The sequence below is a fragment of the Endozoicomonas sp. ALB115 genome, assembly GCF_049310245.1.
GTDB lineage: Bacteria > Pseudomonadota > Gammaproteobacteria > Pseudomonadales > Endozoicomonadaceae > Endozoicomonas.
Map to the genome: position 1 here is coordinate 46,584 of NZ_JBLYZG010000028.1, position 21,729 is coordinate 68,312.

Genomic DNA, 21,729 nt, shown 5'->3' on the forward strand with positions numbered 1-21,729 from the left:
ACGCCCATGAAACTGGACATCACTTCTTTTACCGGCGAGGTCCCCTGGCTCGACAGCCATCTGCTTGAAGACACCCAGGCAGAGGCCGCCATTGACTGTCGGTTGACCAATGGCAGCTTGCGAGCCTACTACGCTCCTGCCGATGAACAGGCCCTGAACGCAACGCCGCAGTCCATCTACCTCTATCGCAACGAAGGCAGCCGGTACTGGTTTGACTGGACCACGGACGTGGACGTGATCCGTTCCCCGGTGGCCGACGATCCTAATAACCGGGTTTACTACACCGGCACGGTGAAAGGGCCCCGCTACACCGATAACGGCCTGGCCCTGAGTGGTGGCAGTGACTATCCGGTCAATGATCATCAGCTTGGACTGCCGGAACCGGACGTGGCCCCCGTGGTGACGCTCAGTGGTACAGCGCTGGACGATGCTGAAGAAGTGGATGCCGAAACCCGTTTCTATACCTACACCTGGGTGGACGAAAACGGACGGGAAGGGCCGCCATCGCTGCCCTCCGGTGAGATTGTGGTGAAGCCCGGTGAAACGGTGGATATTACCGTGGGTGCCGGTCCCGGTGCCGTGGACCTGAATATCACCCATTACCGGATTTACACCAGCACCCAGATCGGCGTGTATCAGCTTTGCACCCAGATCAACAACGCCGGAACAGTGGCCACCGATACCCCCGTAGGTGTCACCACTGTGGTGGATCAAACGCCGTTGGACCAACGGGGCGGCATCCTGAAAACCATCGGCTGGATAGCGCCACCCAACAACCTGCAAGGCATGGTGGTGCTGCCCGGTGGCGTGGCGGCAGGGTTCTCTGGCAAGGAGCTGATGTTCAGTGAGCCTTACCATTTGTACGCATGGCCAGCAGCCTACCGGCTGGCGGTGGAGTATGACATTCAGTCACTGGCAGTGGCCGCCAACAGTGTGATCATTGTCACGGACGGTTATCCCTATGTGGCCTTTGGCACAGAACCCAGTGCCATGACCCTGGAACGGCTTGATACGGCACACGCCTGCATCAGCAAACGCAGCATGGTGGATATGGGGGATATGGCCCTGTATGCCTCCCCCGATGGTCTGGTGCGGATCGCTGGCGGCCGGGCAGAGTTGATGACCCGCAATATCATCAACCCGGAAGACTGGCGGCAACGGTTCAAGCCACAGACTATCCATGCCTGCTTCCATGATGGCCGGTACTTTGGTTTTTATGGGGACAGTGCTGACTCTGCTGACGAAAAGGGCGGCTTTATCTTTAGCCCAGACAGCGGCACCTTTACCGAGCTCGGCACATACGCTGATGCCTGTTACCGTGATCTTCAGGACGACAGCCTGTATCTGGCCATTGGCAATACCATCAAAGCGTGGGACAAAGGCGCTGCGCTGATGCCCTATCGGTGGCGCAGCAAGGTGTTCCAGGGTAAGCCTGCCCTGTTCAGTTCGGCAAGGATCATGGCCGACAGTTATACCGATCTGGTGTTTCGGGTGTTTCGGGATGAACAGCAAATTCTGGAACTGCCGGTCACGTCTGACCGGGGCTTCCGGTTACCCGCAGGCCGGGGCAGTCGCTGGCAGTTTGAGTTGGCAGGGACCGATACGGTGACTGCCCTGATTGTGGCCAGCTCAATGGCAGAGCTTTAGTAGTGAAACCGGCAGGCAGCAATGATCAGTCGGGCATCTGTGGCCTGATAAACCAGCCGGTGTTCATCGCTGATCCGCCGTGACCAGAACCCCTGCCAGTTACCTTTCAGCGGCTCGGGTTTGCCAATACCCTTAAATGGGTCGCGCAGACACTCGGTTATTAGTTTATTGATGCGCTTCAGGGTTTTCCGGTCCTGCTCCTGCCAGTACAGGTAATCGTTCCAGGCATTGTGTGACCAGCAAAGCAGTCGGTGCTTATCGGTCATCCAGCAATCCCCGTTCCATGACCTGCCCGGTCCTGATCTGCTCAATGGAGTCGTTCAGGTGTTGGGCGTTGGCCGGGGATGACATCAGGTGCAGGGTTTCCATCAGGCTGTTGTAGCTGTCCAGCGACATTACAACAGCATCCTGACCGTCACGGCGATGAATCAGGGTTTCACTGGCATCCTCTGCCACCTGATCAAGAACGGATTTCAGATTGTTCCGGGCTTCGGAATAGGACACGACTTTCATGGTTTATCCATTGTGTTAATTGTTCAATTAGTTGGACAAGTATAGACAGAGTATTCTCTATGGCCAAATTTCCCGTGCTGCCGACCAGCGTAGACCGCTACGTGCGTGAGTTCCTGAACCGCCTGGCCGGTCGCAGCGGCAATGCCGGAGACAAGGCAGTGCTGCACAGCGAGCTGGCTGAGCTGGGACTGGCCAAAGAAATAGGCCAGCGGTTAAGTTTGCCTGCCTCTGCCGTGGGTTCCATTACTGATACCCTGAAACCGGTTCAGCCAGAAATCACGGTCCCGGTAGAGGGTGATGGAGATAGTGGCGTAACAGCGCCGGATGCACCCACCGCTGCCATGGGCCTGTCCACCAACGGCATTTTTGGTGCCGTAATCCTGCAATGGGATGCCCCGGCCTACAACGGTCATAGCCACACCGAAGTGTGGCGAGCACAGATAGATGACCGGGCACAGGCTTCTCTGGTCCATGAAGCCAATGGCAGCCGCTATACCGATGTCACCGGCAACACCACCCTGCACTATTACTGGGTGCGCCACGTCAACAGTGGCGGCCAGGTGGGCGGTTTTAACGCACTGGCCGGAACAGCAGGGCAGGGAACGGCCATTATTAATCTGACCGATCTGATGCTGGAAAGCCCGGAGCTTTCAGAACAGCCATTTTCGGTGCGCAATATCGGCACCGAAGCAGAGCCGGAGTATGTGCTGATCTTTAACGGCTATCTGGCGGTGAACGGGTCGGTAAATATCAGCCAGCTTCAGTCCGGTGAATTGCAAAACGGCACGGCACTGACGGTTGGCCAAGGCTCTATAGAGCTGAGTACCGGCAGCGATGGGTTTGGCCAGATGGTGATTACCGGCAGTGGCGGTATCGCCACTAACGACTATCTGGTGCTGAAACAAGGCCGAATCGAGTCCTATATCTACACCGCCAGGGCCGGTCACGTTCGGTATAAAGAGGTGCGCCGGACGGAAAGCGGCGTCGGCAGAAATGGTCAGGCAGTGATCGTTCCCGCGTATTTTAAAATCCAGCCCACCATTAACCTCTTATCCCCGCGACATTACCGTCTGTAACGCTGATTATCCTGACCAGTCCCAGCGGCTGGAACTCTACCACACCACTCCCCAGCCCTATGGCCTTATTGAAGGTGCGTGGGTGTTTTTTCCCTATGCCCGACTGCTGCTGGCCGATGGCAGCAAGACCGAGGCCAACGGCAAAATTTATCAGGGAGCTGGCAACAACGCGCAATGGTTTGCTTACGACACTGATCAGGTAAAAAAGGTGACGGTGAAAGGGCGTGTTGCCAGCAGTCGGTCCACTGGCAGTGGCGGCACCTGGCAGAACCGTAAAGTCACCATGACCCTGAAGTATCGCCCGGACAACAGGGACTGGATTGATGGCGAGTCGGTCACCGTGGACATTGACCAGTTCACTACTCATGACCTCGAAATCAGCCAGACCCTGACCCAGGGAAATTATGACGTGGGTGTGCAATTTTTTGCTGAAGACCGTGAGGGCACCTTCAACAGTGGTGAAGTCACCTACGACTACAAAAATGAGGATTGGGTAGGCAACGACTGGCAGAAAACGCTCAGTCCCAACGGTTCTGCACAGACAGTACGCCATAATATTGCGATCAATAACCCGGCACTGACTGGCTGGGAAATCACCAAAATCCTGTTTTTCGCCAGGGTGGATATACGACTGGAGATCAGAAACCTCTATCTCTATGAAAGTAAGGTCTGGGGAAACGATATTGCCAAAGGTCGGGCGAGAGTGCGCATCCCTGACGATGTAGGTGGCTACAACACTTACGAAAAAACCACCTCCAACAACACCTTCTACTGGGACACCACGGCTTATGACCTTGGTGCCACCGATGCCAGCATTTCAGATGCCATTATCCACTGGACCGCTACCGGCGAATAAACAGGAGAATAATCATGGGCATATCACGATCACAAGGCTTCACCCGTGTAGGGATGCCTGACTCAGGCAACAGTTACGGACTGACCGGCAACAACGCCTACCAGAAAAGTCTGGATCAGATGGGGAGTTTCAACACGTTTTCCCTGGGCTCCGGCAGCCGTCACTTTGGGCAAGGAGGCAATGCCCAACCGGGAATGCCCGACATCGCCCCCCGCTATGCCTACGATGATCAGGACGGCAAGTATCAACTGAATATCGACGCTGCAACTGATGCAGCAGACACTCTCAAGGAATACGGTGACAAGCTGTTTGATGTGTTCGACAACTACCAGACCAATTTCCAGTACCTGGGGGACAACGCGACGGTATCCAATGCCCAGCTCCAGAGCCGGTTGGGGGAAGCCAGTAGCGACTATCAGGCCAACGCCGACCTGCAACAGGCCGAGTATGAACGGGATATGCGCCGGATGGGCGTAAACCCCAATTCAGCACGGTTTGCCGGGTTTGGTACCAGTAATGCCCTTCATAAGGCTGCCGGGTTGTCGGCTATCCAGAACCAGGTGCGGGACACCGCCAGGGAGGAAAGCTGGAATCGTAACCTGGACGTGGCAGAACTGGGACTGGACACCGCCAGGACCGCCACCGATGGGGTCAGCAGTGCCACCAGTGTCTACAAGCTGGCAGCGGATATGTTCACGGATAACAAGATCAAGTATGACCAGCTTAACGAAGCGGCCCGTCAGTACGACCTTGGTTACGGATTTAAGCAGGACGAGATGAAACTGGCGGCGCAGAACCAGGCATTCAACCAGGCATTCAACCAGGCGCAGCAGCGGTGGCAGAACGGGTTGGTACAGAAATACGACAATAACGGCAAATGGAATTACAGCGAGTCGTTTGGATACGAGTATTAATTCACGGAGGAACACCATGTATATCGGATCGGATGGCAGAGTCTATCAGAACAAATTCGAGTCACTGGGCCATGGCACCAAAATGCCCGGTTACGCTGAAGAACAGCACGCCATCAACCAGCGCCTTGGCGATCTAGCCAGGCGACAGCAGGAATACAATGGGCAAGAACAGCAACAGGCATTGACCCAGCAATCCATCGACAAGAACGATACCGACCTGTTCTATGACCGCCAGCAGCAGCACGATGAACTGGTCAACCGGCAGTACGGGATCGGTCAGACCGGCAGGCAGTCACCCATGCCGCCAGCACCGCAAGGCAGTCAGACCGGTTATGGTATGCCCATGGAGAGAAAGGAAACGGTGGTCAGCCCGCTGACGCAGGATGCCGGTAAGCTGAACCGGATGCTGCAAAAGTACCATCAGGGGCAGGACCCACGGGATGCAGAGGATGCTATTAATTTTATCAACCAGCACCCCGGTATTAAGGCCGGTAACGTATCCTCCATCCAAATGAACCACAGCGACCGCAACGAAGACCCGCTGGTCAGCCTGCTCAGTGACAACGGTGATCCGGTCAAGCAGTTCTATCTCAGCTCCCTGTCCAACCTGAACAACTTTGCCGGTCAACGGCAGCAGACCTACGACCCCGGCAACAAGGGCGGCAGCGATGTCGGGAAATTGATGGAGCAGCTTATGCCCATGGCCGAAGCCATGGCTACCCAGTCACTGGCCGATCAGAACCTGAAACCGGAAGAACTGTCCATGCTCAAACCCCCAGCCGTGCGAGCCGCACTGGACCAGTTGATGAAGCCCTACCAGCCCAGCAACCCCGGTTATCAGAATGGACCAACGCAATACCAGAACGATAACCCGGACTTTGACCTGTTTGGTCCCAGGGAGACAGAGGCGGCTCCCAAAGAAAAAACCTATCAGGATGTCATTGATGAACTGGTTGGAGCACCGCCGCCACCTTCTGGCGTACCATCAACCTCTGTTCCAAAACGGGGTTATGGCCATAACCCCGGCTCCTATCCCATGCGCAGGGCTCCCGGCACTTTCCTCGACTTCAACCCCGTTTATGGTCGCTAACTGACCACCGATCACCGATCACCGACCACCGACCACTGTCACGGACGACCCTATGAACTGGCACGATTTTATTGCGACGCCCGCCTACCAGCAGGCCAATGACGCCGAACGGGAGCAACAGCGCCAGCAGTACTGGCAGCAGCATATTGCCCCCCATGTACCGGATGAACACTACGTAGACGCCTACCTCCAGTTTAACCAGCGCACCAGGCCACGGGGCAACCCGGACAGCGGTGTGCTCGGTGATATGGGCGATGCCTTTTTGCACGGTGCTTATCAGGGCTCTGCCGATCTGGTGTCCGGTGTTGACCGGGTGTTTGGTGGCAATGGTCAGAATGCCCCGGCTAACTGGTTGCGCAAAAAGGCCGAGCAGCAGATTGATGATATGTCTCCCTCTGCCAGTCAGGCGTTGCAGGGCTTTAATATTGGCACCCAACCCGATGGCCGTTTTGGTTTCAGTGACCAGAGTACGTGGGCCGGTGCCGGTCTGGGTATTGTCTCCGGTCTGGGTTCCCTGATCCCTTCCATGATCCCCGGTGGTGCCGTAGGCCGGGGCTTGAGTCTGGGAGGCAAGGCGCTGGCCGGTGTCGGCAACAAGGCACTGACCGCCGGTGCAGGCAGGGCCGCCAGCGTGGGAACACTGGCCGAAGCCCGTGGCGTACAGGGACTCGCCAATACCATCGACAAGGTAGGCAATCATACCGGCTATGGACTGACCGGCGGTGCCATGATCGGTGGCTCGGCGGCAGAAGGCGCAAAAAATACCATCCTGAATCTCGGCTATGAGGACCTGAAAGACAATCCCCGGTTCCAGGAACTTTATCAGCAGACCTATGAACAGGCCGGGGGCGGCGATACCCGTGAGCCCTTTGAGCAAGCCAAGGCACTGCTGGCCGAAGAAGCGGCACAGGCTGCTTTCCTGCCGGGCGCAGGGGTTGGGGCATTGTCCATGGGCATCGGTGGGCCTGCCCTGGAAAACATTATCCTGAAAAACGCTGGCACCCGTGGCACCAATGCCCTGAAAGGGTTGCTGACTGAAGGAACCCAGGAGTTCGGTGAAGGCTACGGCCAGCAGATGGCCGAGAACTATGGCCAGCAGCAGGCCGGTCAGAATGTCGGCCTGACCGATAATGCCCTGGGGCAGGCCGTGACCGGTATGGTCATCGGTGGTCCGGTGGGTGGCCTGGTGGGTGGCCTTGGCCGGGTACGGAACCCGGAACAGGTCAGTGCCACTCAGGAAAAACTGAACGACTTAATGAGTCAGAACCAGACCCTGCAAGACCAGATGCAGGAGCCCAGCGCCGACCAGACCATGCTGGCAGAGCAACTGCGGCAGAACTCGATGGCCATTGCCAATCTGGAGAGCTGGTTGCAGCATCATGGCGAACAGGTGCCGCAGGCCGAAGCCGAAGCACAGGCCGCACCGGAAGGCTGGGCAGATCATCACGAAGGCTATACCGACCCATTGACCGGGCAGTACCACCCGCCCGATCCGAAAATGGAAGTTCCTACAGGGTGGGATGACCATAACCCGAATGATCCTCCCGGTGGTGGCGGTGTGTCCGACAACCCGAATGCAGGGCCGCAGGACTTTAGTCATTACGACCAGCCAGCCTATGGACGCAGGCAATCCCGTCAGAGTCAGCCACAACAAGAGCAGCAGCCACCGTTGCTTGGAACGGAAAACGCCATTTATGTCGAACCCAACAGTCCGGCCCAGCGAGGCGAAACCACCTTTACCGGCCCTGGCTTTGAGCAGCAGACCAATGCGCCCTACCCAACCGGCACCACAACCCGCACAACAGCCACCGCAGCAACTGGGCTATTCGCCCACCGACTTTACCGGCAACCGCCATGGCACCGTGTCTGCCGATGCTGAAGCCGTACAGCAGGACAGCCAGCAGCGCCGCCGTGATCAGATCGACAAGGCCCCCGGCCAGCACCCTGGCTCCCCGGAGTATACCGGCAACCCCGATCAGGACCTGACCAGCTACACCGAACGGATGAACAGCCTGAACCGGCTGTTCCGTTCGTTCAACTGGCGCAAAGGGGATACCGGCAAGAAGCGCCGCGTCCGCAGACTGATCGAGAACCAGCGCAATCTGGAAATGAAAGCCCGTAAAGGTGGCCGGGGCTTTACGCCGACCTCCATGCAAGAGGCACTGGCCAACCTGAAGGCCATGGTAGAAAGCGGGGAAGGTATCCGTTTTGAACGGGAAGTGCAGGCCATCGAGGCTCGCCAGCGGCAGGAAGGGATGCGACTCACTCCGCAGCAGAAGTCGGGGACACCCTCTGGAAAAAAGCCGGTACTGGGCAAGGCCGACGAAACGGTGATGGCCGATGAACGGGAAGTCAGCACACAGTATGCCCTCTATGAGCAGTCCGACCTGATCACCAGCCACAACGACACCGGCAGGGTCAACCCGGACTACCCGGCAGAACTGCAACCCAGGGACCGGGCAAGGCAGGCCAGTGAAACCCAGATCCGGGGTATTGCCAGCAAGCTGAACCCGAAGAAGCTCGGCGCTAACCCGCTGGCCAGCAGTGGCGCGCCGATCATCGGCAGTGACCGGGTGGTGGAAAGCGGCAATGGCCGGGTATCTGCGATCCGCAAGGCATACCGCCTTTATGGGGACCGGGCTGAAGCCTACCGCCAGTACCTGAAGGACAACGCCGAGGCCTTTGGCCTGAAGCCGGAGGCTATTGACGGCTTCAAAGAACCGGTACTGGTGCGCCAACGTCAGGGCAAGCTCGATACCGAAGACCGGGTATCCTTTACCAAGGAGGCCAATAAGCCCGAAACCGCTACGATGTCTCCGGCGGAAAAAGCCAAGCTGGACGCCAGCCGTATTACCCAGGAAGACCTTAACCACTTCGATACCGATGGCACGGGCGACTTGCTGCACCGCAGCAATGACACCTTTCTTGCCCGGTTCGCTGACCGGCTCGGTGATGAATCCGCAGAGCTGAAGACCAGAGAGGGTCACTGGAATAAACAGATGCGCGACCGGGTAGAGTCGGCCCTGTTTATGAAAGCCTACGATGATGAACGGTTGAGCAGCCTGTTTGCCGAGGACGACAAACCGGACCTGAAGAACCTGATCAAGTCGCTGGCTATGGCAGCACCGCACTTTGCCAGGGCCAAAGGTATAGATCCTGAGCTCGGTAACTATGGCGTGATCGAATCCTTGGTGGAAGCCAGCAGGATTCTGCAAGACAGTCGCAACCGTGGCCAGTCGGTGGGCGAGATTCTGGACCAGCGTTCCCTGCTGGAAAGTTTTAGCCCGGAAACGGAACTGTTCGCCCGCTGGCTCGATGCCAACCTGAACAAGTCAAAGCAGGTGGGGCAGGCACTCTCTGAGCTGGCCAGCCAGATTGAGCAGTACCTCCAGAAGCAGGGGCAGGCCGGTGGGGATATGTTTGGCAGCGAAGAGGCTACGCTGAATGATCTGATCGACCAGACCAACCAACAACTGGAGAGAGAGTATGGCGACAAGAGCACTCCGATCAAGGACCCGAAAACGACCCGGCAAACCGGACCTGTTCAAGATGCTGAAGGCAGCAACGGGAAAGGTGAACCGGGAGAATCCACAGGGCGAGCAACTGAGTCTGCCAGAGAAGCCCAAAGGGATGAAGTAGACGACCTGCTGGATGCCGTTGACGATGGTACGCTGGACAGCGATGAATGGATGGATGATGACTTTGCGGGGATTGAGGAAGAAGGCGGTAAATACAATTCCCGCAATGCGCCCCACTACTCGGTGCCTGGGATCAAGAGTCTGGGCGGTGCAGAACGGGCGGCCGTCAAGCGGTATCTGGATGGACGGGAGGATAAGGCCGGTATTGTCGCGCGGCTGAAGAAGCTGGCCGATACGCCGTGGGCAAGGAAGACCGTGCAGTCCATATTGATCCGTCAGACCATTGATGATCTGGTGGTTGGGCGGGAGGTGGATTACCGGTCGCTGTTGTCGGAAAAAAACAACGCCTCAATGCTCAAGGATTTAAAAGAGGGGGGTGAAGTTGGACTATGGCGCTATCTACATAGGGAAGACCTGTTAGGTCATGCCGGGAAGCCAGAAAACAGCATTAACGGCAGTTTTGTGGATTGCCTGCCTAGCCGTGACTGCGCCTCATTCTGCTACGCTACCAAGGGTAATTACCGATTCAGTAACCCGCTGATCAAGTCGGAGCTGGTGAATTGGGCCGTAGAGACCGACCCGGTAAGAGCTGCCAATATTGCCTCAAACAATTACAAGGCCACTGCTGAGTATTATCAGAATAAAGCCCTGCGAATGTTTGATATGGGCGATGGCTCCATGGCGTGGCTGCCCTTTATCAAAGAGATGAACAAGGAAGGTATTCGCCTCCAGATATTCAGCAAGAACCCGGACTTTCTGAAGCAGGTGCCAGAGGTGAACTGGCGAGCCCTGTCGGTGGATAACAGCAATTTTGAACTGGCAGCACAACATCCTGACCTGGAACTGGCAGTGGTATTTGACGGCCAGCAGAACGGTATCGACTTTGTACGGTCTAACCTTGACCGGATACTGGTAATACTGCCCATTAAACACGGGCAAAAAGTGTTGGGCGATAAGGCCACCCTGCGCCGTATGCTGGGGCTGGACGCAATGAAAAGGGTCTGCCCTATTGATGGCGGCTGGAAAAAGATCAAGCACCCTACCGAGCCAAAGAAAAACTTTAACTGTACCTCTTGCGACAAATACGGAGGAATGGGTTGCTTCCATGGCAATGTCACCAGCAAGTTAATGAAGGCTGCCACAGCAGACCCCCATGATAAAAACCTGAAACAACTGAAAGAGGAAATAGAGAATGACCCTGACAAATTCGGAGGCAAAGAGAGCGCGGCAGAGTTGCTTGGAAACCTGGGCAAAATCCGATCTGCGCTACGGGCATCTGTTGACTCCAGAGCAGAAGAAGCAGATGCAGGCAGCAAGGGACAAGATACTGAAGGCACAATCCGACTTCGACAAATTGATGAACCAGGGGGCAGATACCGAGCCGGAGAAAACGAACAACAAAGCGGAGTAGAAGAACGTAAGCGCCGTGGCAAAAAATCGAATCTGGAAGACGCCGGTCAGAAAGACCTGTTCGCCTCCCCTGATCTGTCCGGTGAAGAACGCAAGCAGCAAATCATCGAGAACCAGCGTGTTCTGGTTAAGCACGTTGAAACCGGCACCATAAGGGCAGGCACCGACACCATCCACACCCACAACGACCTTGCCCACTTTATCGCCCCGATCCGCAAGCTGGCGCAGGAGGAAATGTACGCCATTGTGCTTGATGGCAACGACAAGGTAATTAATGTCATCAAGCACAGCAAAGGGCAGAAAGCCTCTGCCTCCGTGTCACCCTGGACACTGGCCGGTGCAGTGGTTGCCACACCGGATGCCAAAAGCGTCTGGTTTGCCCATAACCATCCGTCCGGTGATCCTGAGCCAAGTACCTCCGATGTGCATATTACCCACAGCCTGAACGAGGTGCTGGACGGCAGTGGCATAATAAATATGGGTCATGCTGTGGTGGGTATCACCGGCCACGCCAGGATTATGGATGCCGATGGCACGGTGCAGACGGGAACGGTGGCACCTAAGCGCATGGCGCGCAATCAAGCATTCCCGATTACCGAACGGCGACTGCGCTTTAACCGGCCTCACATCAATTTCAGCTCACCGGAAACGGTGCGACCCTTTCTGGATACGATCAGTGGCAATGCCGTGGTGTTGCTGGACAGCAAATACAATGTCACTGGCGTCCTGCCATTGTCGGACAGCGACCTGAAGACCCTGAGACACCCTACGGATAACCCGGCGGCTGCCCGGATTATGACGGCACTGGACAGCACTAACAGTTCGTCGGTCATCCTGAAAAGCAGTGGTTCACCACTGGCCATGAAAGGCACCCGGAACCTGATCAACTTTTTCAACCGGGGCGACCGGATTAATGTGCTGGATCACTTTACCGGCAAGGAGGGTGATTACCAGTCAGCCGCTGAACAAGGCTTCCCCGACCTGAACGAGGGAGGCTCCTTCTACGCCCTGCGCAAAGACACCAACGCCAAAGGCATCCAGTCCGGCCCACTGCGGCTGAAGCTGAAGCCGCTGGAGCAGAAACTGGGTCAGGCCATCCATGTATTGCAGTCTGAAACCGAACTGCCCTCACACCTTTACCAGACAGTCATCAGCGACAAGGCACAAGGCCGGGTGCGGGGCCTGTTTGACCCGGACTCGGGCGATACCTACCTGATCGCTGCCAACCTGGACAATGTGGGCGAGGCAACCCGTACCGTCCTCCATGAACTGGTAGGCCATAAAGGCGTCCGTGGTTTGCTGGGCAAGCGGCTGGATACCGTGCTCGATGAAATCCACCGGGATATGAGCGACCGGCTGAAGCAGGCACTGGCCAAACGCTACGCCCGGCAGATGGAAGGCAAGAGCGAAGTGGAAGCCAACCGGATCGTTGCCGAGGAATACCTGGCACACCTGGCGGAGAAAGACCCGAAAAACGGCCTGTTGACCAAAGTGGTCAGCATGATCCGCAATGCCCTGCGCCGGTTGTTCCCCAACATCAAGTGGACCGATGCCGATGCAGTGGAGCTGCTCAGTGCTGCCCGTGGGCATCTGAAGCGAAATGGCAGCTTTAATCCCAACGGTCCGAAAGGCAACCGCTATAACGATGCTGGCCGTGCGCCCACTTTTTACTCTGCCGTAGAGCGCAGTGCCGCCGCAGTGAAGTCGGACAAGCTGCCTGCCCAGAGCTGGCTGAATGCCATCAAGAAAGGCGACTTTGTTCAGGATGAGGAGATCAGATGGCTGGGTCTGGATCTATGGCTCGATAGCAAGCAAGGAGAAAAGCTCAGTAAATCTGATGTACTGTCGTTTATCCGCGAGAATGAGGTCAGCATCGCAGAAGACCTGGCGACTTCAAATACCGCAGCCAATGAAGAAGAGCTGGAAGAGCGTCTGGATGATATGCGTCGACGGTTTATTAATGAGCGTATCGGCGATTATGAGCACGGTTACCATCTGGATGAAATAGAAAACGCCCTGAACACTGCCAGGGAGGTGCTATGGGACAGCGAATATGAATACAACTATGACGAACTGAAAGATCGCTACGAGCACGAAGCCCTGGACGACCATGAGATAGAAAGCCTGCTGGATGAGGACGGCAATCTTATTGCATCTGCTCTCCATGAAGAAGCCACCTGGAGAGCCAATAACAGCATCGAAAATACCGACAGCAAAGAGCTGGTCACCGATCACGTCAGCTATCAGGAAAAAGAAGAAGCGGCACTGGCCGTCTGGGAAGATGAGCGGGAAAGTGATGCCCGGGATGATCTGGAGGCTGAGCTTCGTGATGAGGCCGGTGTCCGTTACCGGGAGTACACCATGGCCGGAGGGGAAGACTACTCCGAACTGATTCTTACCCTGGAAGACAACCGCACGATTATTCCCTCAGACCCTGACCAGAGAAACCGGAACCCGCTGGCTCATGTACGATTTCAGTCGTTTAATCAAAATATTCATGGGCGAAACGAGAAGATCCTGTTTATTGATGAGGTGCAAAGCGACTGGCATCAGGACGGGCGGGCTATCGGCTATCAGACTCCGGAAGCTGCGAGGCAACATCAGCAACATGGGAACCGGATCGCAGAATTGAAAAAAGAGAAGGCCAAAAAGACCGATGAAGAACAGGCCGTGGTCACCCGGCTTTACCAGGCCAAAGACAAACGGGATGAACTGTACGAACGGCTGTCGGATGAAGAAGGCTGGAATGACTGGGGTGATGAAGAACTCAGGGAAACACTGCAAACCGAAATCGATCAGACCATCAGCACCATTGAGGAACTGACCCATCGCAAGGCCCGGTTACTGGATGAACTGAAAGCGCTGGAGCAAGAACTCCAGTCTCTCCATAGCGGCAAGGCACCCAATATTCACCGTATGGTGCCCGACGCTCCGCTGAAAGAGAACTGGCCCAACCTGATTATGAAACGGATGATCCGCCATGCTGCTGAACAAGGCTTTGACCGGATCGCCTGGACCAGTGCCATGCAACAGGTGGAACGGTATCCCGGTCTGGGTCAGGTGGTTCGGGAATTGCGGGTATATCCCCGGCTGAATAAAGAAGGCGTCGTGCAAGGTTTTGAGCTGGAAGCCAAAGACCGCAATGGAGTCACCCGCAGTATGGTGGCACCCGAGTCGTCACTGGCAGACTAAGTAGTTGGCCAAATGGAATCGTATATTTCTGGCTAAGTGGGCAGTTACTATGCAAGGCGCAACGTAGGGAGCATAGCCGTAGCTATGTGACCGGAGTTGCAACGCCGCAGAGTGACTGCCCACTTAGCCAGAAATATATGATTTCATTTGGTTAACTACTTATATCGGGCATCGTCTGGCGGAACTGGCCCGGGAGAAAACCAGAGACGTTTATGAAACGCTGAAACAGGAGCGCAGCCAGTGGTTAGCAGAGCAGGATGTTGACGATGAGCAGAAACGCTGGTTTCTTCGGGCTGCCAATGGCGATGCCCTATACACCCAGGATGATGAGTTTCTGTATTTCAACTCCGAAGCTGAGGCGATTCACCAGATTGATCAGACGGTATTTGCCGAGCATAGCGAAGAGTTCACCCTGGAAGGTATGAATGAAGTGGTGGGTAAGGATGGCAAGGGTATGCGTGAGTTCTACGACAAGCGCCTTGCCAATTACATGAAGAAATACACCAGGAAATGGGGAGCGAAGCTGGAACCCATTGAGATGGCGTTCCATCAGGAAAAGTATCCCTATGATAATAAGCAGGACAAGGTGTGGTCCGTGACCGTCACCGACAAAATGCGCGACTCGGTACTGAAGGATGGCCAGCCGCTCTTTTCCCTGAAAGATGACCCCCAGGGATGGGGGAAATCCCACCAAGCGCTGGGAGCGCGACTGGGACAAAAAGATCAGAAGCCCGACAACTCCCCCCGCTATGCCCTGAAAGATATACCCGACGATGTGCTGTCAGTGATCAAAGATATCCATGGCGGTATCAATCCAAAAAGTAAGCTGGACCGGCTAAAAGAGCAGTGGGATTCCCGCACCCTGGTTGAACATATCCAGCGGTGGCAGGTAGAAGCCAATCAGGGAATATTGAACCGTTTTGCCATTGTTGAGCACAATGAAAAACAGTTGAATGATGGCAAGTTGCTGGATGCTGCCCTGTCCGCCAGCAAAGCAGCGTACCTGAGCCGGAACTCGGACAGTGTCACAGAAGCGGTGCTGTTTAAAGGCACGCCGATGCTGAAAGACGGCAGTGTGATAATAAAGCCCAACAGCCAGGGGATTGTGGAGGTGTTTACCCCGGTGGCCGAGCGGGGCGAACTGGAAACCCAGGAGGTCTGGGCAGGCAGTATCCGGGCGAGGCGGATTATCGATGAAGACAAGGCCGCCAGGGCCAAAGGCAATCAGTTGCTGATCCGGGGGCAGGCCATGAAAGAGACTCTGGATGCGATTGCTCCCGATGAGTATCAAGGAGGGCGCTCTGCCTGGAACCGTGATCGCAAGCAGATGGAGAAAGACCTGAAACTGGGTAAGGATCTGAATCAGCAGAGCAGGGAGAATCTGTACGACGAACAGAAGATAAAAACCATCCAGAACTGGGTAGACACTCAGCCGCAGCTGAAAGCCCGGTTCAATAAAGTAAAAGACAGCTATCAGGCTCACAATAAAGACCTGCTGGACTTTATGGAGGCTGCCGGTCTGCTGAATAAGGACGTTCGCAAACTGTTTGAAACCGACGACTACCTGCCCTTCCATCGGGTACATGACCTGGAAGCGAAGGAGCAGGATGGAGGTCGCATCAAAAGAGGATTATCCGGTCAGAAGTCAGGAATCCGGAAACTCACCGGTGGCGTCGAAAAGATCGCACCACTGGAAGCGATGGTTCGCAATACCCGGGCGATGATCGATGCCGCTTTCAAGAACATTGCCCAACAGCGCATTGTGGAGGATGGGGTGCGCCTGGGTGCGTTGGAAAAGGTGGAAGCTGCTTTCACCATGACTGATCAGGAAGTGGTTGAACGACTGCGGGATATGGAGCTGGATACCAACCTGACACCGACCCAAATGCGTCGCTGGAAGGCCCTGTTAAGCGCCTATGTGGAACCGGGCAATGGCGTGGTCAGCGTATCGGTTAACGGTAAGCTGGAATATTATCAGACCAAAGACCCACTGTTGTATGCCGCCATTCAGGATCTGGGCGCACCGGCCCATAACGCCTTTGAGAAGCTGATTGGGTTCCCTCGCAAGGTGCTCACCACAGGGGTAACCTCACTGCCGGATTTTTGGCTGCGCAACCTGTTCAGGGATACCCTGTCCACGGCGGTGCATATTGCCCCGGAGGTAAACGACAAACCATTGAAGCTGAATCCGGTGGCCGGTGCGGTCAGAGGTTTCCGAAAGTCATTAAAGGAAGATGAAACCCGTTGGGCGCTGGCCATGGGTGGCGGCATGAGCGGCAGCGGCTATTACACCATCAATTCGGATAATGTCCGCAAAAAACTGTCACCGGAAGAGCGGAAGCGAATCATTAACCGCCCCGGACAGTTGTGGGATTTGTGGAAAGGGTTCGGTTCCCGTTTTGAAAACGCCAACCGGTTGCACGTCTATGAGCGTGCCATCGAACAGGGCGGTTCCACTGCCGAAGCAGCCTTCCAGTCTCTGGATGTATTGAACTTCACCCGCAGCGGCCAGTGGCCATTGATCCGGTTTATGGTGAACTCCATTCCGTTTTTTAACTCTCTGTTGCAGGGAGTTAACCGGCTGTGGCGGGGAGTTAACCGGCTGTGGCGGGGCATCAAGCCGGGTAATACCTGGGATTTGTCGTCCTTTTCCGGTTCGGTGATTTTCCGTGGCCTCCTTTACGGCATGGCCGCCTGGGCATTGATGAAACACTACGAGGACGATGACCGATACAAAGAACTGACCAATGATGACAAGCTGGGGTATCACCACTTCTGGATCGGAGAAGGCAAGGAGGGCCATTACCGGATACCCAAGCCCTTCGAAGTGGGCGCCATCTTTGCCACCCTGCCGGAGATTATCACCCAGAGCCTGGATGGCCATGAGGATATGAAGTGGACCAGGGATATGATGTACGGGCTGGTGATGAATATCTTTAATCTTGACCCCATCCCGCAAATCATCAAGCCAATCTGGGAAGTGTCCGAAAACCGGGACCGCTTCCGTGACCGGCCCATTCTCCCCATGCGCTTGCAGGACCTGAAGCCAGAGGCACAGTACGATCCTTACACCAGCGACACCCTGAAAGAGCTGGTGCAGTGGATACCAGAAGAAGCGCCGGACTGGATGCGTTCCCCCAAAAAGCTGGAGCATCTGATCAGGGGCTATTTCGGGTCGCTGGGCAGTTATACCCTGATGGCCGCCGATGCCATGACCCGAAAAGCAACGGGTGCCGCCGACAAACCAACACCCACTCTGCAAGACAACCCATTACTGGGCAGCTTTGTGCGAGACAAGGTGACCAACCGTAACCGTTACACCGATGAACTGCACGAGATGACGGTGGACATTAACGAGATCGCCAACAGCATCAAACGCTACCAGGAATCCGGCAAAGTCCAACGAGCCAAAGATCAGGAGCAGTCTGCCGCCGCAAAGCTGAAGCATAAGGCAGGACTCCAGAAGGCGAGTCGGGAGATAAACAAGCTGAGAAAAGAAGTGCGCCGGGTGATGGAAGACCGGTCGATGAACTCTGAAACTAAACGGCAACAACTGAATACTCTGCACGAGCGGATCAACCAGTTATCAATAAATGCGGTAAAGCGTTACCAGCAACCCTTTCACTGATCAGCCTGTTTTTTCTCCTGCTCTTCGGATGCCTGATCGCGAGTACCTTTGACGGAGGTCATCACCGCCTCAGACTCATCCCGTGAGAGCTGCAGAACATGAAAGAGGAGAGAAACCAGCTGAGAGACCTTGGCGAGCCAAATGTTCCTTTTGTTCATAATATACGTCCATTTATTGTAATTGTAATTATTGGCCGTGTAAGAAGTGTAAAATATGGGCATCGGCTGCATCCTGCCAAACAAATACCACTGTAAACTGTTCGATGGTACTATTTTATGCCTATGCAACTAGACATTGAGTGTCTTTCAAAAAAGCGTTACCCGACTATTCCTGAAAATGTCTGGATGGGCGGTAGCGTCGTTGCGGATCAGGAAAGTGTTGCAATGTTTTTTTGATTTAAGGCATTGGGTAGGACAAGCATAAAGCCGATTTTTTCTGGTCAAGAAAATGTAGTGTGTAAAAACCAAGACCCCACCGTTTTCCCAATGGTTCAGGTAATTAAAATGAACGACACCCATAGTAAAGTTATCGGTTATGTACTTTGGATTTTCGGTTTTCTTGGCGCTCACCGCTTTTATTATGGCAAACCGGTAACAGGGACTATCTGGTTGTTCACCCTTGGTCTCTTTGGCATAGGCTGGCTGATCGATCTTTTCCTCATCCCTGCAATGGATCGGGAAGCGGATTTTCGTTTCCATAGTGGCCAGTATGATTACTCTGTTACATGGATATTGCTGGCATTCCTTGGTGTATTCGGCGTCCACCGTATGTACCTGGGGAAATGGATATCCGGAATTTTGTATTTGTTTACCATTGGCTTTGTTGGCCTTGGTGTTATTTACGATTTTTGGACGTTAAACGACCAAGTCTCAATTAAAAACAGTGCGAATAATTCTGCATCACAAAACTGAAAAAGTGGGTTGAAAATTTTAGGGCAAGAATTTAGAGGTAGGTTTTTAACCTTGGATTCGTTCAAGATTCAAGACTCGACCCCGGTTTCTGCGGTTTCTGCGGTTTCTGCGGTTTCTGCAGTAAAAGTTAGTTCGTATATACAGAAAATCAACTGAATGGTTAATCTGTTGTTTTGAATGAAAATAAAGCAATCTTTAATCACACGGGTTGCTTGACCGAAAAATATACGAATTACAAAATACGAATCAGAAGATATAGCCTATAGAATGCAGAACGTTATGTAAGTCCCGCTGTATGGGGGGGTATCGGCTGGTACGTATATCGAATCTACAGTATGTTATGCGAAACTGATTCGTGTAACCCACTTTCACCACCAAAATAACGTAATCATTTGATTTTGAAGCATATATTCTATTCGAATATATGGTTGGCACGATTTTTAATCGTTTAAAATCAAAATGTTACCAAGGGGTGGTGAAGGTCGGGTGTAAACGACTGTTATGTGGCCTAAGTCAACACCAGAGTAAAAACATGAAGTTAAGAATAAATATTGTTGATGCTTTTGCAGAAGAAAGATTTAAAGGAAATTCAGCTGCTGTCATCATCTCTGAAAAGTGGCTATCTGAACAGTTGATGCAATCGATTGCCACAGAGAATAATCTGTCAGAAACAGCATATTTGGTTAAAGCAGGCGATGAAAGCTACGCTATTCGGTGGTTCTCTCCGATTACAGAAATTGACTTTTGTGGTCATGCAACGCTTGCATCAGCCTCAGTTATTTTCAGTGACAATCCAGAAATCACTGAGATAATATTTTCAGCTGAAGCAATTGGAAAAATGATCATCACAAAAACGGACGATGGTTATATTCAGATGAATTTCCCAAACAGAAAACCATCTATCCCTGAGAATGTTCCAGCAGAGCTACTTAACGGATTATCGATCAAACCGTCAAAAGTATTGTTAAACGGTCAAGCATATTTTGCTGTCTATGAGAATGAAAGTGATGTTCGCAATGTAGCCCAAAACAAAGAAAAACTTGAACAGCTCGCTCCATACGATGTTGTAGTTACGGCTCCTGGAAAGGAGTATGATTTTGTATCAAGGTATTTCTGGCCTGCAAACGGTGGCGATGAAGATCCAGTTACAGGGTCAATCCACACTGGTCTTGCCCCATACTGGTCAGAGCAGCTTGGTAAAACACAACTTCTTGCATATCAAGCATCAAAGCGTGGTGGTGTTGTATCTTGTCGCGTAACTGAAGATAGGGTTTATATATCAGGTAAAGCTGTGCATTATCTCGAAGGTTTCATCAGCATCTGAGCGCATCGGCCACATAACAAGAGCATCCAGCGGACGGCGCTAGCCGCGCACCCGCTTATGCAGGCGTTATGCCCTTGGTGCACACATCAAAATATATTCAAAATTGATCGGTATTAATTATGGGAAAGCAATTTGAAAAGTTGTCAATTGAACAGAAAAAATTTATATCAGATCAAAAGATGTTTTTTGTTGGCACAGCGGCAAGTACTGGAAAAGTGAATATCTCACCAAAAGGGATGGATTCTTTTCGTGTTCTCGATGAAAAAACTGTCTTGTGGTTGAACTTGACTGGGAGTGGAAATGAAACTTCTGCTCATGTGCAAGAACTCCCGAGAATGACAATCATGTTTTGTGCGTTCACAGGAAAACCTGAGATTCTGAGGCTTTATGGGAAAGCAGAAGTCCTGCACAAAGGTAATTCGAAATGGTCTGAATATCTTGAGCTATTCTCTTCACCGATTGGTGCAAGACAACTTTTCATTCTCAACATAGAGTTAGTTCAATCGTCTTGTGGTTTTTCTGTACCACTTTATGAATATCAACAAGATAGAAAAACACTTTTAAAGTGGGCGACGAATAAAGGTCAAGAAGGCATTGAAGAATATTGGAATGATAGAAATCAAACTAGCCTTGACGGGAAACCAACAAACATTAAAGAATTGAGTAAAACTTCAACAGGCATAACAAGAGCATCCAGCGGACGGCGCTAGACGCGCCGCCGCTTATGCAGGCGTTATACGGCGCGAAAATAACAAAATTCGAGGATTATAATGGAACATATTCCCAAACCTTTTTGGTACGTAACTTGTCTTTGTATGCTAATCATCACGTGTTTGACATCTTATTTGGCAGTAAAGTCAAATAACATATCTATTGAGTATGCAGATGCAAAGATAAAAATCGAAAGCGAAAAAGTAAAAGTCAGTGCAGAAAAAAATGAAATTTTAAGAATAAAAAATGAATTAAAGATAATCAATGAAAAATTAATTGCCAGAGAATATGAAATTATTTCATATCAGAATAGGATTACTGATTTAACTAAATCATCACAAAAAGACACGAATACGAAAGATTACTCAGAAATCTTAAAAAAGTTACAGCCAGAGTTGATCTATCAACCTAAACGAGAAGTTATAGTAACACCTGAAGACTTTGAGAAGATAAATACAGATCTTAACAAAATTAATCTTGATTACTCCCCAATTTATCAGCAGTAGCCGTATAAATCGGGTAAGGGCCGGTCTTTCTCCAACCCTCCCCACAGCACCCGGCATGCGGGTCCGCACCGGGCGGTTCAAAAAAAAATGGGGTCAGGTCTTGATTCTTGACATTAGTTTCGATGGCCCGATCAAGGTTCAAGACCTGACCCCGCGACCATGTGACCCCGCGACCATGACCCCGCGACCCATCTGACCCCGCGACCCTGGACCCCGCGACCCTGCGCTTGCCAGATTAGCCGGTTCAAGTACGCAATTTAGTAGATCATGGTTCAAAGCTGGTCAAAGATTCTGTCGCCAGGTACGGTGAGTC

15 protein-coding genes are annotated in these 21,729 nt (G+C 53.2%); 12 read left to right on the forward strand and 3 right to left on the reverse strand.

From position 1 onward, the window contains the following. Positions 1–6: 6 nt before the first annotated feature. A complete protein-coding gene (locus ACO6VE_RS13695) occupies positions 7–1,647 on the forward strand; it encodes a hypothetical protein (protein WP_422461804.1) in 1,641 nt (546 codons plus the stop codon). Here the strand turns inward: ACO6VE_RS13695 and ACO6VE_RS13700 are convergent. Together ACO6VE_RS13700 and ACO6VE_RS13705 are read right to left on the reverse strand one after the other, a co-directional pair. Then, a complete protein-coding gene (locus ACO6VE_RS13700; protein WP_269671986.1) occupies positions 1,644–1,913 on the reverse strand; it encodes a Txe/YoeB family addiction module toxin in 270 nt (89 codons plus the stop codon). The genes ACO6VE_RS13695 and ACO6VE_RS13700 overlap by 4 nt on opposite strands. Further along, positions 1,903–2,160 (reverse strand): type II toxin-antitoxin system Phd/YefM family antitoxin, encoded by a 258-nt coding sequence (locus ACO6VE_RS13705; RefSeq protein ID WP_269671985.1) that lies wholly within the window; start codon positions 2,158–2,160, stop codon positions 1,903–1,905. The genes ACO6VE_RS13700 and ACO6VE_RS13705 overlap by 11 nt, the downstream gene beginning before the upstream one ends. 59 nt (positions 2,161–2,219) lie before the next feature. On the opposite strand from ACO6VE_RS13705, the gene ACO6VE_RS13710 reads away from it, so the two are divergent. From ACO6VE_RS13710 to ACO6VE_RS13740, 7 genes are all read left to right on the forward strand, one after another. Further along, on the forward strand, positions 2,220–3,236 hold the full coding sequence (locus tag ACO6VE_RS13710) for a hypothetical protein (protein ID WP_422461806.1): 1,017 nt from the start codon (positions 2,220–2,222) through the stop codon (positions 3,234–3,236). A gap of 82 nt (positions 3,237–3,318) precedes the next feature. Further along, entirely contained in the window at positions 3,319–4,092 is a 774-nt protein-coding gene (locus tag ACO6VE_RS13715; protein WP_422461808.1) for a hypothetical protein, read from the forward strand. A gap of 14 nt (positions 4,093–4,106) precedes the next feature. Continuing rightward, positions 4,107–5,006 (forward strand): hypothetical protein, encoded by a 900-nt coding sequence (locus ACO6VE_RS13720; RefSeq protein WP_422461809.1) that lies wholly within the window; start codon positions 4,107–4,109, stop codon positions 5,004–5,006. 16 nt (positions 5,007–5,022) lie between these two features. After that, a complete protein-coding gene (locus ACO6VE_RS13725) occupies positions 5,023–6,096 on the forward strand; it encodes a hypothetical protein (protein ID WP_422461811.1) in 1,074 nt (357 codons plus the stop codon). A gap of 52 nt (positions 6,097–6,148) precedes the next feature. Continuing rightward, positions 6,149–7,975, forward strand: coding sequence for a hypothetical protein (locus ACO6VE_RS13730; RefSeq protein WP_422461813.1), 1,827 nt, complete (start codon positions 6,149–6,151; stop codon positions 7,973–7,975). Continuing rightward, on the forward strand, positions 7,863–14,336 hold the full coding sequence (locus ACO6VE_RS13735) for a JAB domain-containing protein (RefSeq protein ID WP_422461815.1): 6,474 nt from the start codon (positions 7,863–7,865) through the stop codon (positions 14,334–14,336). The genes ACO6VE_RS13730 and ACO6VE_RS13735 overlap by 113 nt, the downstream gene beginning before the upstream one ends. A gap of 421 nt (positions 14,337–14,757) precedes the next feature. Further along, positions 14,758–17,964 carry an LPD38 domain-containing protein gene (locus tag ACO6VE_RS13740; RefSeq protein ID WP_422461817.1) on the forward strand — a complete coding sequence of 1,069 codons (3,207 nt, stop codon included), beginning with the start codon at positions 14,758–14,760 and terminating at the stop codon, positions 17,962–17,964. On the opposite strand, the gene ACO6VE_RS13745 is transcribed toward ACO6VE_RS13740, so the two are convergent. Continuing rightward, the gene (locus ACO6VE_RS13745; RefSeq protein ID WP_422450698.1) at positions 17,958–18,122 is read right to left on the reverse strand and encodes a hypothetical protein; all 165 of its coding nucleotides are present in this window, start codon (positions 18,120–18,122) and stop codon (positions 17,958–17,960) included. The two genes, ACO6VE_RS13740 and ACO6VE_RS13745, sit on opposite strands and share 7 nt — an antisense overlap. Positions 18,123–18,467: 345 nt before the next feature. Here ACO6VE_RS13745 and ACO6VE_RS13750 point away from each other — a divergent pair, with 345 nt between their 5' ends. The 4 genes from ACO6VE_RS13750 (at position 18,468) to ACO6VE_RS13765 (ending at position 21,416) form a co-directional block, all read left to right on the forward strand. After that, positions 18,468–18,875 carry an NINE protein gene (locus ACO6VE_RS13750; protein WP_422461819.1) on the forward strand — a complete coding sequence of 136 codons (408 nt, stop codon included), beginning with the start codon at positions 18,468–18,470 and terminating at the stop codon, positions 18,873–18,875. 532 nt (positions 18,876–19,407) lie between these two features. After that, positions 19,408–20,199 carry a PhzF family phenazine biosynthesis protein gene (locus ACO6VE_RS13755; protein ID WP_422461821.1) on the forward strand — a complete coding sequence of 264 codons (792 nt, stop codon included), beginning with the start codon at positions 19,408–19,410 and terminating at the stop codon, positions 20,197–20,199. 119 nt (positions 20,200–20,318) lie between these two features. Further along, complete coding sequence (locus ACO6VE_RS13760) at positions 20,319–20,909, forward strand: pyridoxamine 5'-phosphate oxidase family protein (protein WP_422461823.1); 591 nt, start codon at positions 20,319–20,321, stop codon at positions 20,907–20,909. Between the two features lie 60 nt (positions 20,910–20,969). Then, entirely contained in the window at positions 20,970–21,416 is a 447-nt protein-coding gene (locus ACO6VE_RS13765) for a hypothetical protein (protein WP_422461825.1), read from the forward strand. Positions 21,417–21,729 lie beyond the last annotated feature (313 nt).